Annotated in this window: 10 protein-coding genes; 8 read left to right on the top strand and 2 right to left on the bottom strand. The window is 71.0% G+C overall.

Translation table 11 applies throughout. The annotated features are described in order from the left end of the window. Window positions 1-34 precede the first annotated feature (34 nt). Complete coding sequence (locus AB0J80_RS09345) at window positions 35-6,172, top strand: RHS repeat-associated core domain-containing protein (protein WP_364702345.1); 6,138 nt, start codon at window positions 35-37, stop codon at window positions 6,170-6,172. Beyond that, window positions 6,172-6,693: a hypothetical protein gene (locus AB0J80_RS09340; protein WP_364702342.1), complete on the top strand. Its 522-nt coding sequence runs from the start codon at window positions 6,172-6,174 to the stop codon at window positions 6,691-6,693. Before AB0J80_RS09345 ends, AB0J80_RS09340 begins: the two co-directional genes overlap by 1 nt. Before the next feature lie 52 nt (window positions 6,694-6,745). On the opposite strand, the gene AB0J80_RS09335 is transcribed toward AB0J80_RS09340, so the two are convergent. Continuing rightward, window positions 6,746-7,408: an LLM class flavin-dependent oxidoreductase gene (locus tag AB0J80_RS09335; protein WP_364702340.1), complete on the bottom strand. Its 663-nt coding sequence runs from the start codon at window positions 7,406-7,408 to the stop codon at window positions 6,746-6,748. Between AB0J80_RS09335 and AB0J80_RS09330 the strand changes: the two genes are divergently transcribed. The 4 genes from AB0J80_RS09330 (at window position 7,386) to AB0J80_RS09315 (ending at window position 11,481) form a co-directional block, all read left to right on the top strand. Continuing rightward, the gene (locus AB0J80_RS09330; protein ID WP_364702338.1) at window positions 7,386-7,772 is read left to right on the top strand and encodes a hypothetical protein; all 387 of its coding nucleotides are present in this window, start codon (window positions 7,386-7,388) and stop codon (window positions 7,770-7,772) included. The genes AB0J80_RS09335 and AB0J80_RS09330 overlap by 23 nt on opposite strands. A 96-nt stretch (window positions 7,773-7,868) precedes the next feature. Next, a complete protein-coding gene (locus AB0J80_RS09325) occupies window positions 7,869-9,365 on the top strand; it encodes a VCBS repeat-containing protein (protein WP_364702335.1) in 1,497 nt (498 codons plus the stop codon). Between the two features lie 16 nt (window positions 9,366-9,381). Beyond that, window positions 9,382-10,635 (top strand): methyltransferase domain-containing protein, encoded by a 1,254-nt coding sequence (locus AB0J80_RS09320; RefSeq protein WP_364702333.1) that lies wholly within the window; start codon window positions 9,382-9,384, stop codon window positions 10,633-10,635. A gap of 108 nt (window positions 10,636-10,743) precedes the next feature. Next, entirely contained in the window at window positions 10,744-11,481 is a 738-nt protein-coding gene (locus tag AB0J80_RS09315) for an META domain-containing protein (protein WP_364702330.1), read from the top strand. 55 nt (window positions 11,482-11,536) lie between these two features. On the opposite strand, the gene AB0J80_RS09310 is transcribed toward AB0J80_RS09315, so the two are convergent. Then, window positions 11,537-12,610 carry a VCBS repeat-containing protein gene (locus AB0J80_RS09310; RefSeq protein ID WP_364702328.1) on the bottom strand — a complete coding sequence of 358 codons (1,074 nt, stop codon included), beginning with the start codon at window positions 12,608-12,610 and terminating at the stop codon, window positions 11,537-11,539. 272 nt (window positions 12,611-12,882) lie between these two features. On the opposite strand from AB0J80_RS09310, the gene AB0J80_RS09305 reads away from it, so the two are divergent. Further along, on the top strand, window positions 12,883-13,263 hold the full coding sequence (locus AB0J80_RS09305; RefSeq protein ID WP_364702325.1) for a hypothetical protein: 381 nt from the start codon (window positions 12,883-12,885) through the stop codon (window positions 13,261-13,263). Then, the gene (locus tag AB0J80_RS09300; RefSeq protein ID WP_364702323.1) at window positions 13,263-14,507 is read left to right on the top strand and encodes a hypothetical protein; all 1,245 of its coding nucleotides are present in this window, start codon (window positions 13,263-13,265) and stop codon (window positions 14,505-14,507) included. Before AB0J80_RS09305 ends, AB0J80_RS09300 begins: the two co-directional genes overlap by 1 nt. The last annotated feature ends 106 nt before the right edge of the window (window positions 14,508-14,613 follow it).

Genomic DNA, 14,613 nt, shown 5'->3' with positions numbered 1-14,613 from the left:
CACCACGACTTTTCTACTTTCGGCCGTCCTGGTCGTGACGCTCAACGACACCGTTTCGCTGCCCGAGCCGGCAGCGGCCGCACCGGCCGTTCCGCCGGCGAAGGGCGGCCTTCTGGAACGCCCGGACGAGGCGGCGGCGCTGACCACCGCCCGCGTCGGCGGCGTCCCGGTGAAGATCACGGGGCTGACGACGGAGACGTCCGAGTTCGTCGCCCAGCCGAACGGCACGGTCGAGGCCACTGTGTACGCCGCGCCGGTGCGGGTGCGCCAGGGCGGCCGCTGGGTCCCGGTGGACCTGAACCTGCACCGCAACGCCGACGGCTCCATCGCCGCCGGCGCGCACCCGGAGGGTCTGAAGATCACCGGTGCCCGTACGGCGACCGCCGGAGCGCTCGCCACGGTCGGCTCCGGCGCCGAGCAGGTCTCCATGGGCTGGTCCGGCAAGCTTCCCGAGCCCATGCTCGACGGGCCCCGGGCCACCTACCCGGAGGTGCTCCCCGGGATCGACCTGGCGGTCGAGGCCACCCGGACCGGCTTCGAGCAGTTCGTCATCGTGAAGTCGCGCGAGGCCGTCGCCCGCGTGTCCGAGCTGTCGCTGCCGCTGACCGGCAAGGCGGTGGTCTCGCACACCCGCGACGCGTCCGGCGCGCTGGTTCTCAAGGACAAGTCCGGCCGTACGGTCGCCACCTCGCCGACGCCGCAGATGTGGGACGCGCGGGTGGCCGCCGACGGTGAGACGCCGGCCCGGCGTACCGATGTCAAGACCGCGGTGAAGAAGCGCGCCGCACGGGCCGCATCCGCGGGTCGCAGCGCGACCCCGACCGGGGTCGACGTCACGCTGACGCCCGACCTCGCGTGGATCAACGACCCGGCCACGACGTTCCCGGTCACCATCGACCCGCAGGTCGCGATCGGCACCGTCTTCGACACCTACGTCACCGACGGCGACACCGGCGACCGCGGCGGTGCCAACAACCTGCAGATCGGCCTGCTGAGCGGGGCGAACGGCAAGCGGACCCGCTCCTTCGTGTCGTGGGACACGACGGCGCTGCGCGGCAAGCAGATCACGTCCGCGTCGGTGTCGTTCTACAACTACTACTCGACGACCTGCTCGGCGAACTCGTGGGAGATCTGGTCGACGAACTCGTTCAACAGCGACACCCGCTGGGCGAACCAGCCCGCCTGGCTGACCAAGGAAGCGTCCACGACCGCGACCAAGGGCTTCAGCTCCTCCTGCGCCGACGGCTTCGTCAGCGTCTCCGCGACCTCGTTCTTCCAGCGTGCGGCTACCGCGAACGCGACGCGGGGCTGGATGGGCATCCGGGCGACCAACGAGGCGGCGACCAGCGCGTACAAGCAGTTCCGCTCCCGCAACGCCGCCGACAGCGCGCAGGTGCCGAAGTCGACGGTCACCTACAACTCGTACCCGGTGGTGGGAACACGGTCGACGACGCCGAGCACGGCGTGTGCCACGGGCTCCGGCCGGCCGTACATCGCGTCGAAGACGCCGCAGCTCAAGGCCAAGCTCACCGATCCTGACGGTACGAGCATGACGGCGAACTTCGAATGGTCGACGACCGCGGGTGCCGGCGTCACCTCGGTGACCACCGCCAAGGCGCCTTCCGGTTCCACGTTCGTCACGACGATCCCGGCGAACGCGCTGGCGGAGAACGGCTCGTACCGGTGGCGTGTCAGGGGTAACGACGGCACCGTGGCCTCGCCGTGGTCGGCGTACTGCGAGTTCACCGTGGACACCACCGCTCCCGCAGCGCCGTCGGTGACCTCGACGGACTATCCGGCCGGCCAGTGGTCGGGAGGCGTCGGCTCCGCCGGCAAGTTCACCCTCTCCGCGTCCGGCACGACCGACGTCGCCGCCTACCAGTACGGTCTCGACGTCAACCCGCCGGACCAGTCCGTGAACACCGCGAGCCCCGGCGCCTCCGCCACGGTGACGATCACGCCGAGCACTGCAGGGGCGCACACGCTCTACGTCCGTTCGCGCGACCGCGCGGGCAACCTGTCCAGCGTGAAGGCGTACACCTTCTCCGTCGGCGGTGCGGCGATCACCGCGCCCCGTGACGGTGACCTGTCGGCCGGATTCGTCGCCATCGAAGGCAGCGGCAACAGCACGACGAACGGCGTCACGTACCAATGGCGTCGTGGTGACGTCGATGCCTGGGCGACCATTCCCACGGGCGATGTCACCGTCGCTGCCGGGCAGCAGGCCGTCACCTGGCCGCTGCCCGTGCCGGCCGGCGGCACGGCGCCCAAGCTCAACTGGAACCTCGCCCAGACGGTGAACGCCGCCGAGGCGGGACCCGATCCTCTCGACGGTCCGGTGCAGATTCGCGGCGTCTTCGCCGGTGGTGCGGGCGCTACGTCGACCCCGGTGAAGCTCACGCTCGACCGGAACCGGGCATGGGCGGCCACCGAGGAGGTCGGGGTCGGCTCGGTCAACCTGATCACCGGCAGCCTCTCCGTCGAGGAGCACGACTCCGACGCCGGCGCGGCTCTCGGCCGTACGGCGAACTCGCGCCTCGCTGGCGACGTCGACCCGATGTTCGGTCCCGGATGGGCCTCGAGCATCTCCGTGACCGGTGGCGACAGCGGCTACACGGGTCTGACCGTCACGGGTTCCCTGGTCCAGGTCGGGCTGGACGACGGCGCGACCATGGGCTTCACCAAGAAGACGGCGACGTCCTTCCAGCCCCAGGTCGGCCTGGAGGGAATGCGGTTGTCGTACAACGCCACCAGCGACACGTACACGCTGACCGGCGAACAAGGCATCGCTGTCACGTTCGGACGGTCCGCGACGCAGCCTGCCGGACAGTACGTGCCGACGTCGTCGGCGGCCAGAGGCTCGGACGACAAGGTCACCTACTCCTGGGAGACCGTCACCGTCTCCGGCGCTGCGGTGACCCGGCCGACCCTGGCCCTCAACCCGCCGCCGGCCGGCATCACGTGCACCGCGACGAACCTGGTCCGGGGGTGCCGAGCCACCAGGTTCAGCTACGCGTCGGCCACGACTGCCTCGGGAACGTCCGCCGCTCAGTGGGGCGACTTCGCGGGGCGGCTCAAGGAGGTCACCTTCACCGCATGGGACCCGGATGCCTCTCCGGCCCAGATGAGGACCGTGGTGCTCAAGCGGTACGCGTACGACAACACGGGCCGGCTCCGTTCCGCCTGGGACCCGCGCCTCGACTGGACCGAGTCCGGTGCCGTTCGCCACGCGGCGACCACCTACGCCTACGACGCCGACGGCGTTCTCACCGAGCTGCGCCCCTCCGGTCAGGAAGCCTGGAACCTCGCCTACTCGGCGGTCCCCGGTGACTCCGGCAAGGGCCGGCTGGTCCAGGTCAGCCGGGGGATCGGCGACGATATCGCCCGGACGACGGTCGTCTACGGCGTTCCGGTCGCCGGCGCCGGTGCACCGTACGACCTGTCGCCCGCCCAGACCACCCGCTGGGCCCAGCCGGAGGCTCCGGTCCTCGCGACCGCCGTGTTCCCGGCCACCCAGGTGCCCACCGGCAACCAGGCGAACGGCACCCTGCCGTCGTCGTACGAGCGGGCCTCGATCTCCTACCTGGACGCCAACGGTCGCGAGATCAACGCGGCCGAGCCGGGCGGCTACATCAGCTCGCAGTGGTACGACAAGTGGGGCAACGCCACGCGCACGCTGGACGCGGCCAACCGGCAGCGGGCGCTGGACGACTCAGCGTCCGACGATGCCGACCAGGAGGCCGTTCTCGCCCGGGCACTGTCGAGCCTCGACGTCTACTCCGGCGACGGCAGCCGGGTGACCAGCACTCTCGAGCCCGAGCGGGAGGTCACCCTGCCGGACGGCTCCTCCGTGCGGGGCCGGCCCTACACCGAGTTCGTCTACGACGAGGGCGCACCGGCCGCCGACGAGCCGTTCGACCTGGTCACCACCGAGACGCGGATGGTTCGCGTCTGGGGGAGCGAGGGCTCCTACGACGCCGACAAGCGAGTCACCAGGACCACCTACGACTGGACCCTGCGGGAACCGCTGACCGAGACGGTCGACCCGGGCGGGCTCAACCTGGTGACGCGATACCAGTACGACCCGGTCACGAAGCGGCCGATCGCACAGACGGGGCCGGGCGGTAACGCCTCGGGTGACACCCCGTCCACCCAGCGGACCCTGTACTACCGAGCCGGCTCCGGCTCCGGTAGCAGCGCCTGCGACAACCGTCCGGAGTTCGCCGACCTCGCCTGCCGGGTCGAGCCCGGTGGTCAGGCGGAGTCGGGACCGGCCGTCCCGGTCAAGACCATGACGTACGACATGTTCGGTCTGCTGCGCAAGACCGAGGAGTCGACGTCGGCCGGTGTCCTGCGCACGACAGTCGTCACGTACGACGCCGCGAACCGCCCGGTCCAGAAGAGCGTCACCGCGGCGTCGGGTCTCGGTGAAGCGGTTCCGGCCACCCGCACCGTGTACGACCCGGCGACCGGCCTGATCACTCGTACGCAGAGTCTCGATGCCGGCGGCACCGTGACCGCCGAGATCGTGCAGACCTTCGACGGGCTGGGCCGGACGAAGACGTACAAGGACGCCGAAGGCACCACGTCGACGTTCACCTACGACCTGCTGGACCGTCCGGCCACGACCAGCGATGGGCTCGGCACGCGGACGTACACCTATGACGGCGGGACCGAGAGGCGTGGCCTGCCCACGTCGGTCGCCGACTCGCAGGGCGGCACGTACACCGCCACGTACGACGCGAACAGCGGAATCGCCACCCAGCAGTGGCCCAACGGCGTCACCGTCGAGGTGGAGTCCAACGAGGCCGGCGAGGCGGTGGGCGTCACCTACAGTCAGACCGGCTGTGCCGGCGACGACTGCACCCTGTTCACCGAGGCACTGACGGCATCGGTCCACCACCAGGTGACCACCCGCAGGTCCAGCCTGTCGCAGCAGGAGTTCTCGTACGACGCTGCCGGCCGGCTGACCGGCGTGCAGGACACGGCCGACAGCAACTGCGTGACCCGGAAGTACGGCTACGACGCGGGAACGAACCGCAAGGAGGAGGTCTCGTACGACCCCGCCGAGGACGGCGCCTGCCAGACCGACACCGTCGCGAGCCGGATCACCCGGGGATACGACAAGGCGGACCGGCTGAACACCGCCGGGTACGAGTACGACGCGCTCGGACGGACGCGGATCGTGCCGGCCACGGACTCCGCGGTGCCCGGTGGCGGACAGGCCGAGGTGTCGTACTACAGCACCGACCTGACCCGGAAGATCGTCCAGGACGACCGGCCGTCGGTGTACCAGCTCGACGTCACCGGCAACCGCTACCGCTCGTGGGCCGAGACCCGCGGCACCCTCACCACCACGAAGACCAACCACTACAGCGCCGATGCCGACTCGCCGAGCTGGACCGACGAGGGGAACAACACGGCGACCAGGTCGATCTTCGGTGTCACGGGTCTGGTCGGCAGCCACGGCACCGCAACCGGCGTCACGTCGTTCATCACCAACCTGCACGGTGACGTCGTCGCCACAATGGCGGGGACGAGCCAGGGCCTGTCGGACACCACCGACTACCTCGAGGACGGCCGGCTCCGCAACGCCGCGGACGCCGGGGCTCAGCGGTACGGCTGGCTCGGCGCCGAGCAGCGCGCGAGCGACACGCCCAACGGGCTGACGTTGATGGGTGTCCGCCTCTACAACCCGGCGACCGCCCGGTTCCTCTCCGTCGACCCGGTCCGCGGCGGAAACGCCAACGACTACGACTACTGCTCCGGTGACTCCGTCAACTGCAGTGACGTCTCGGGCGCGCTGAGCTGCAAGCAGACGAAGAAGTCGGTGTCGCTGAACTGGCGAGGATGGAAGTACGATCTCAGGCGCCGGTGCTCGTTCGCCAACTGGGAGGTCCGGTTCATGATGGCGTACGGCGTGCTGAGCGCCTCCATGTGGGGAATCTTCGCGGCTCTCACGTCACCGCTGGTCGTCACCGGGGTCGGCCTCCTCGTTCCCGCGGCGCTGGCAGCAGTCGGCGCCATCATCGGCGCGGTCGTGTGGTTCGCGGACAAGATCTATGAGGATTCCTGCTCGCGGCGTAAGGGCTTCTGGACCCAGTCGCGTGTCTGGAAGAACCGCGGCTGGTTCAAGCGGGCGCACTGGAGCGTAAGAATGGGATGCAACTGATGACGTCGGAGCCCTCTGGGCAGCACCGGAACTCCGTCGACGTGCGGATCAGCCTGACGGACCTGGCCGCCGTGCAGTGGCCGGCCCGGCCGCTGGTCGGCGGCGGTGAGCCCGCGCCGGTTGAGGTGCCGTTGCCTCGGCTGGCATGGACGCGGGCGACGACGGTGCGGGTGCCGGTCGGGACAGGCGTCGCCGAACGGATCGCCACCGTCACGCGGCTGCAGAAGCTGTACGAATACGTCGTCATTCCGGTGATCGCGCTGCTGTTCGTCCTGGCGCTGCTGTTCCTGGTGCTGGACTGGTCGGACACGGTGTCCAACGGACGGACCGTCGGCGGGGTCCTCGGACTCGCAGCCTTCGTCCTGGTCCTGCTGGGTTACGGGCCGCGCGTCGTGGCGGCCGTGCGGAAGGCGCCTCGCGTCGCCGGGGGTGAGCTGCTGCTTCCCTCCGCCCACGAGGATGTCGCTCGTGAGGCGGTCGCCCTGAACCCGTCAGGCATCGTGCACGTTCACAGCATCTGACGACGCACCGCCGGCGCGTTTCCTAGGGAACGCGCCGGCGGTGTACTGCTCTTCAGGTTCTGGTTTCCTGAGCGACCGCCGCGCGAACCGCGGGGGCGATCTCGTTGGCCCATCGCCCCAGCGTCCCGCTGTCCGGCGTGCCGCCGCCGGGGGAGAACAGCATGAAGCCGGCGGCCCCATGCTCCAGCACCGCGCCGGTCAACTCCTCCACCCACACGGCCGCCGGTCCGCCGATCCAGCGCCCGTCGGCATTGCGCGCCGCCGGCAACGCCCGGTCGGTGATGCGGCCGGGAAGGTGGTAGATCGTACGAATGTCCCGCGGGTCGCGCCCCGCGGACGCCGCCGCCTCGTCGATGATCGGGCGGGACTCGCGGTAGCGGGTGCTGAGCCAGTCCGCCGCGTGCCCGGGGATCCAGCCGTCGGCCACGCGCCCGGTCGCCGCGAGTGACTTGGCCCCGACGGAGCCGGTCCAGACCGGGGGCGGCGGCACCGGTGCCGGTTCGAGCTCGTGCACCCGGTAGTGCTTGCCTCCGAAGGTGACCGGTGAGCCACCGCCGCAGAGCTTCCTGATGAGGGTGATCGCCTCCTCGAACGCCTCGACAGCGGCGCCGGGTGACAGTCCCGGTACGCCCATGTCAGCGATGCGGTCCCACAGGCCGCCGGCGCCCATTCCCAGCACCACGCGCCCGTCCGTGAGCGCGGACAGCGTGCTCACCGTGCGGGCCAGCATCGCGGGCGGACGGGTCGGCAGATTGGTGACGTTGGCGAAGCCGGCGATCCGCGGGTCCGGCCGAGCACGAGCCCGATCGCGGCGTAGGCGTCCAGCCGCCCTGGTCGACCGAACCGAGCGCAACGGCCTGGTCCGCCGGGAGCCCGACCTGCGCGACACCCGCGGCGTTCGGGTCGCCCTGACGCCGCGCGGGAGCGTGGTGGCCCGGAAGTTCTACGACGAGACCTGCCGGCGCATCGAGACGCTGGCCGTGGGGCTGAGCGACGCCGAGCGGGAGATGCTGGCGTCGCTGCTCGGCCGGGTCGTGCTCGACAACGAGGTGCCCGTCGTCTTCCTCGAGTCCGACTGACGGCAATCTCACAGCCAGCTCCCAGCCGGTTCCTCCTTTCCCGACAGCCGCGACATATGGCAGGTTTGTGGCAGGGTCAGGCAGGGGGGACTGAACATGGCAGGTGGTCGGGTAGGGCGGACTCTCATCCTGGCCGCCTCGCTTGCTGCCGGTTCGCTCGTCGCGCCCGCTTCCGCCCGTGCCGCCATCCCGTACGCGCCGTGCCAGCCCGACGGTGTCTCGGCGACCGACCAGGCCATCGCCGAACGCGTGCGGCCCGCGATGAACGGCCCGCGGCTCGGCCGGTCCGTCGACGGCTATCACATCTCGTGCGCCCGGGCCATCGTCGGCAACGTCCGGGCTCGCGGGCTGAACCAGCGGGCGGCCGTCATCGCCGTCACCGCCGCCATCGCCGAGAGCACGCTGCACAACTACACCGTCGCCACCGACCACGACAGTCTGGGGCTCTTCCAGCAGCGGCCGTCGCAGGGCTGGGGCCGGCCCGGCGAGCTCGTGGACCCGCGCTTCGCCACGCTCGCCTTCCTCAACGCCATGATCCGCAAGCATCCCGGTAACGGCTGGCTCGCCGGCGACATCGGACAGATCTGCCAGCGGGTGCAGGGGTCGGCCTTCCCCCTGGCGTACGCGCCGGAAGCGCACGACGCGCAGCTGATCGTGGCGGAGCTGTGGACGCAGAAGGCGACGGCGGAGCAGGCGCCGGCGAAGAAGAAGCCCACCGGGCCGTTCCAGCGTCAGCTGATGGCGGCCGCGACCGGGTTGGCCGCCACCGACGCGCGGCACGACCTGTCGATGGCCGACTGGAACGGTGACCGCCGCCCCGATCTGGTCGTGGTGCAGCGCTCCGGCACGGCGACCGGCCGCACCGAGCTGTACATCCTGGACGCCACCTCGACCCTGCCGAACGGCGCGGCGAGCTTCCAGCATCTGCTGCTGCACACCGGCACCCTCCTCGGCCCCACGGACGAGCACACCGTCTTCTCGATGGCGGACTGGAACGGCGACGGGCGCCTCGACCTGGTGGCGGTGCAGCGTGCCGGGACGGCCAGCGGCCGCACGGAGGTACGCGTGCTCGACGGCGCCGCGGGGTTCCAGCGTTACCTGCTGGAGGCCGCGACCCTGCTGGGCCCGACGGACGACCGCCATACCTTCGCCCTGGCCGACTGGAACGGCGACGGACGGCTGGATCTGGTGGTGGCGCAGCAGGCGGGCACCGCGAGCCGCAAGGCCGAGGTCCGGGTGCTGGACGGCGCATCGAGCTTCGGGCTGCAGCTCAGCGAGATCGTCACCGCGCTGGGCGTGACGGACGCCCGGCAGGACCTGGCCTTCGCGGACTGGAACGGTGACGGCCGGCTGGACCTGGTGGCCGTGCGCAAGTCCGGCACGGCGAGTCGCAAGACCGAGATCCGGGTCCTGAACGGGGGATCGCTCTTCCAGCGCAACGTGGTGCAGGCCCGGACCGCGCTCGGCGCCACCGACGACCGGTACGACACGGAGGTCGCCGACTGGAACGGTGACGGGCGGCTGGACCTGGTGGCGGTGCAGAAGGCGGGCGCGCCGAGCGGCCGTACCGAAGCCCGGGTGTTCGCCGGATAGCTTTCGCGGAGGATCCATGGCCGGGACGTCGCATCCGCTCTTCGCGCGGGTCTACGAACGGCTCAGTGTGGCCATGGACCGCGCCGGGGTCGCCGAGCACCGGCGCGCCCTCGTCGCCGGGCTGCGCGGCCGGGTCGTCGAGGTCGGGTGCGGCAACGGCCGCATGTTCGCGCACTACCCGCCGGAGGTCACCGAGGTGGTGGCGGTCGAGCCGGAACCCCGGTTGCGCGCGGCCGCGGAGGTCGCCGCCGGCTCCGCGCCGGTGCCGGTACGGGTGATCGACGGCGTTGCCGAGGCGCTGCCGCTGGGCGACGAGGAGTTCGACGCCGCCGTGGTGTCGCTGGTGCTGTGCTCCGTGCACGATCAGGCCGCCGCCCTCGCGGAGGCGGCCCGGGTGCTGCGGCCCGGTGGAAGCCTGCGGTTCTTCGAACACGTCGTCGCGGAACGGCCCGGTGCGCTGCGTCGCGTGCAGCGCCTGGTGGACGCCACGATCTGGCCGCGGCTGTTCGGCGGCTGCCACTCCGGCCGCGACACCCTCGCGGCGATCGCCGCGGCCGGGTTCACCGTCGACGACGTGCACCGTTTCCGGTTCCCGCCCTCCGGTCCGGGAAGTCCCAGCTCGCATCATGTACGGGGAAGCGCCACGCTCGCCGGCCGTGCGCCGACCAGCCACGAGCGGATGACCGGCCAACCGTGGGACGCCTCGTACGCGGACGGCCCCGCCCCCTGGGACGTCGGCCGGCCGCAGCGGGAGGTGGTCCGGCTGGCGGACGAGGGCCGCTTCGCCGGAACCGTCCTCGACGCCGGCTGCGGAACCGGCGAGAACGCCCTGTACGTGGCCGCGCGGGGCCTGCCCGTTCTGGGCGTCGACGTGGCCGAGTCGGCGCTCGCCATGGCCCGGCGCAAGGCCGAGGAACGCGGGATCGCGGCCGAGTTCGCGGTGGCCGACGCGTTGCACCTCGAGCGGCTGGGACGCACCTTCGGGACGGTCCTGGACTGCGGGCTGTTCCACACCTTCGACGGCGACGAGCGACTCCGCTACGTCGCCGGCCTCGCCGCGGTGACCGAAGCCGGCGGCACGCTGCACCTGGTGTGCTTCAGCGACGAGGGTCCCGCCACCGGCCCGCACCCCGTCAGCCGTGAGGACCTGCGGGCGGCGTTCACCGCCGGGCGCGGGTGGCGGATCACCTCCCTCGAGCCCGGCCGGGTCGAGACCCGGTTCCACGACGACGGCGCGCCGGCCTGGATCGCGACGATCGCCCGCGTTTGACGTCTCCCTCGTGGACGGCGGGAGAACCGTGGGAACGACGGACGCGGGAAAGGCGTCTCAGGCGGCATGACGACCACACGGTGGCTCCTCCCGGCGGCGGTGACGATCATGGCAATCACGGGATGCGGCGGGCAGGGCGGGGACGCGGCCCGACCTTCTGACTCCTCCGGGCTCTGGGACCGGACGTTCGTCTCGGCGGACGACGCCGGCAGGCAGCTCGTCCCGGGGACCCGCGTACGGCTGACCTTCACACCGGGAACCGTGGCGGCCGAGGCCGGCTGCAACCATCTCACCGGCAGGCTCGCCGTCGAGGGTGACCGTCTCGTCGTCACCGACGTCGGCGGCACGATGATGGCGTGCTCGCCGGAGCGGATGAACCAGGACACCTGGCTGACCACCTTCCTGCAGCAGCGCCCCCGCTGGGAACTGGACGCCGACACCCTCGTGCTGACCACCGGCGACGACCGGCTGCGGCTCGTCGACGTACGCTCCGCAGAGCCGGACCGGCCGCTCGCCGGCACCCGCTGGTCGCTGGAGTCCCTGGTCGAGGGCGAGTCAGCGTCGTCCGTCCCGCGGGGCGCCGACGTGCGGCTGACCTTCGGCGACGGCCGGGTGGAAGGCTCGACGACCTGCACCGACTTCGACGGTGCGGCGTCCGTGGGGCAGGGCACGATCTCCGTCTCCCGCCTCACCACGCGCGCGCGGAAGTGCGCTGCGGAGCTCGAAGCACTGGACGAGAAGGTCCGTGGGCGGCTCAGCGGGGAGATCTCGTTCCGCATCAGGGGCGACAAGCTGGCCCTCACCCGCGCGGACGGCCGCGGAATGGAGCTGCGCGCCGCGCCCTGAACGCCGCGAGGACCGGTGGCGCCCTGACGCGCCACCGGTCGACCGCGTCAGGACGTCACCAGAGAACACCCGGCTGCGGGATCTCGGAGCCGACGGCGAAGAGGTCGTGCCACTTCCAGCCGGTGCCGAGGAAGGTGCTTCCGGTGGAGCGGGCCACGTAGACATCGGCGGCGGATCCGCGGGTGAAGGTCGCGATATCGGTACGCCCGTCGCCGGTGAAGTCGCCGGTGCCCGGGATCTCGGAGCCGACCGCGAAGAGGTTGTGCCACTTGACGCCCGTACCGACGAACTTCGACCCGGTGGAGAGCGCGACGTAGACGTCCGCCGCCGAGCCGCGCGTGAAGGTCACGATGTCGTCGCGCCCGTCGTTGTTGAAGTCGCCCACGGACGGCAGCTCGGTGCCCACCGCGAAGAGGTCGTGCCACTTCCAGCCCGTACCGGAGAAGGAGTATCCGGTGGAGAGGGCGACGTAGACGTCGGCGGCCGAGCCGCGGGTGAAGGTGGCGATGTCGTCGCGGCCGTCGCCGTTGAAGTCACCGACGGCAGGGATCTCGGTGCCGGCGGCGAAGTAGTTGTGCCATTTGACGCCGGTTCCGACGAACTTCGACCCGGTGGAGAGGGCGACGTAGACGTCGGCCGTCGAGCCGCGGGTGAAGGTGGCGATGTCGTCGCGGCCGTCGCCGTTGAAGTCACCGACGGCAGGGATCTCGGTGCCGGCGGCGAAATAGTCATGCCATTTGACGCCGGTTCCGACGAACTTCGACCCGGTGGAGAGGGCGACGTAGACGTCGGCGGCCGAGCCGCGGGTGAAGGTGGCGATGTCGTCGCGGCCGTCGCCGTTGAAATCGCCGACCAGCGGTGTCTCGGTGCCGGCGGCGAAATAGTCATGCCATTTCCACCCGGTGCCCGAGAACCCGGAGCCGGTGGAGAGCGCGACGTACACGTCGGCGGCCGAACCGCGGGTGAAGGTCACGATGTCATCGCGCCCGTCCCCGTTGAAATCCCCGGCGACCCCGCTGAAACCGCCGCCGACCGGTGGCGCCGCCGACGCCCCGGCACCGGGAATCTGGACGATCAAGGTGACGGCGGCGATCGCCGACAGGGTGACAAGACGCGTGACCGAAAACATGGTGCTCCCCGTTTCTGTCTGAAGATTGGCCGGACAGTCGACTGTGAATTCGGCATAAAACTAACCCGGTCCTGAGCGTTCGTGACCTTTCAGTCCGGTAGCTGTCTGATCCCCATAAAAGCCACATGCCGGGCGGGTCAGGGGTACGCTTCCGCATCCGTTGAACGCCACCGGCCCGGCATACGTGTGACAAGCACGGCGACGGCTGTATCCGGTACGCATGCGTACGGATCGATCGATATGCTGTGCTGTCGCGGCGACGGGGAGGCGAAGTGGCAGACGGTATCCAGATAGACACCGAACAGGTGGGCGAGTTCGCGCAGGGCATGCGCACAGAGGCGGACAAAGGCTTCGCATTGGCGGCCGACCGCGGCGCCGACCTGCACAGCCACGGCGTGGTCTTCGGCGCCGGCATCCCGGGCGACACGGTGCTGGACGCCAAGAAGCGCTACGCGGAGGCGCTGGCGCACACGGAGGCCAACCTCCGCGCGTACAAGCAGGCCGCCATGGCTCTGGCCACCGCGGCCGAAGAGATCGCGAAGGACTTCGCCCGCGCCGACATGTCGTCCGAGGCCGCGCAGCGCCGGGTCCAGGAGATCATGAACCACGCGATCGAGGAGGCCGCCACGGCCATGGACGGAGGGCAGGCATAGTGCCGGGCACGAACTGGGATGCCTACAACCTGCCGTCCATCTGGACGATGCTGCAGCCGGAGAACGCCTGCAACGGAGCGGACCGCGTCCTGTCATGGGACTCGCTCGCGCAGGAGGTCCGGGCGCAGCACCGCCGCCTCGAGCGGGCGGCGGAGGACCTCGCGGCCGTGTGGTCCCCGGACAAGAACGCCTCCGCCGAGGTCTTCCTGCGGTATGTCAAAGGCCTCGCCGCCTCCATGAACGACACTCTGGTTCGGGCCGAGAACACCCGCGCGGGACTGCGCGGCGTCATCGAGGCGATCGCGGAAGCGCGGCAGGCGATCGCCCCCATGGTCGAGGAGCGAGAGGGCGTCGCCGACGACTGGATCCCGCGATGGGCGGACCACGCCGAGGACGAGTACGACGACAAGGCCCGCCAGGCGATGCGCACAGCCGAAGCCGCCATCGCCGACCACAGCACCCAGATCCAGCCGCCGTCCTTGTTCCAGCTGCGGGCGCACTTCGATGAACCGGGCACGGAGATCCGTGCCGATGAAACGGGCACCCACGGGTCCGGGACGAGCTCGAGCGGGTTCGGTGGTTCAGCCAGCGGCGGATCCGGCATCGACGACGTTCGGGCGACGCCCGTCGCCGTGCCGGTGCCTCACCATCCTCCGCCGGCCGTAAGCCCAGACCTGAACAGCGGTGGGACGGATCCCGGCGCATCAGTGGGCAGCGGTCCAGGGCTCGCGGGTGTTCTGCCGACGGCTCCGTCCGCCGTCGGAGCGCCCGGCGGCGGCGTGATCACTCCGCCGACGGTGCCGACGGCCGGTGTGCCCGGCGGCGGCGCTCTGCCGGGTGCCGTGATCGGTGCAGGCGGCCTTCTCGGCCTGGGGACCGGTGTCGGCGCGGGAGGAACCGCTGGAGGCTTCGGCATGATGCCGGCCGTACCGGGCGGGAAGTCGGTGTCGACCGGACGGCAGGCCGTTCCGGTGCGCACCGCTATGCCGTCCGGCACGGTGATCGGAGCAAACGGAAGCGGTGCCAAGGGTGGCGTAGGCGCCAGGAATGCGGCGGGTCGGCAGTCCCTCGCCGGCACCACGCCCACCGCTCGCGGCCGACGGGACGAAACCGAGGGCGTGTCGCTGGAGGGCAAGGCCGATCAGGCCTGGGACGTTCTCGACGGCGTCGCACCGGTCATCGAACCGGACACCCGGCCCGCACGCCATGATCCGGGTCCCGGCGTGATCGGTATGCCTCGGTGACTGTGATCGCTCGTTGCGCACGTGTCGCGCTGGCGGGTGCGGCGGTGTCGGCTCTCATCGGGTCGACAGCCGCGCCCGCTGCCGCAGATTCGGTTCGGGACCGGCA

Source organism: Actinoplanes sp. NPDC049548, assembly GCF_040676695.1.
Lineage (GTDB): Bacteria > Actinomycetota > Actinomycetes > Mycobacteriales > Micromonosporaceae > Actinoplanes.
This window is presented reverse-complemented; position numbering and strand designations above follow the sequence as displayed.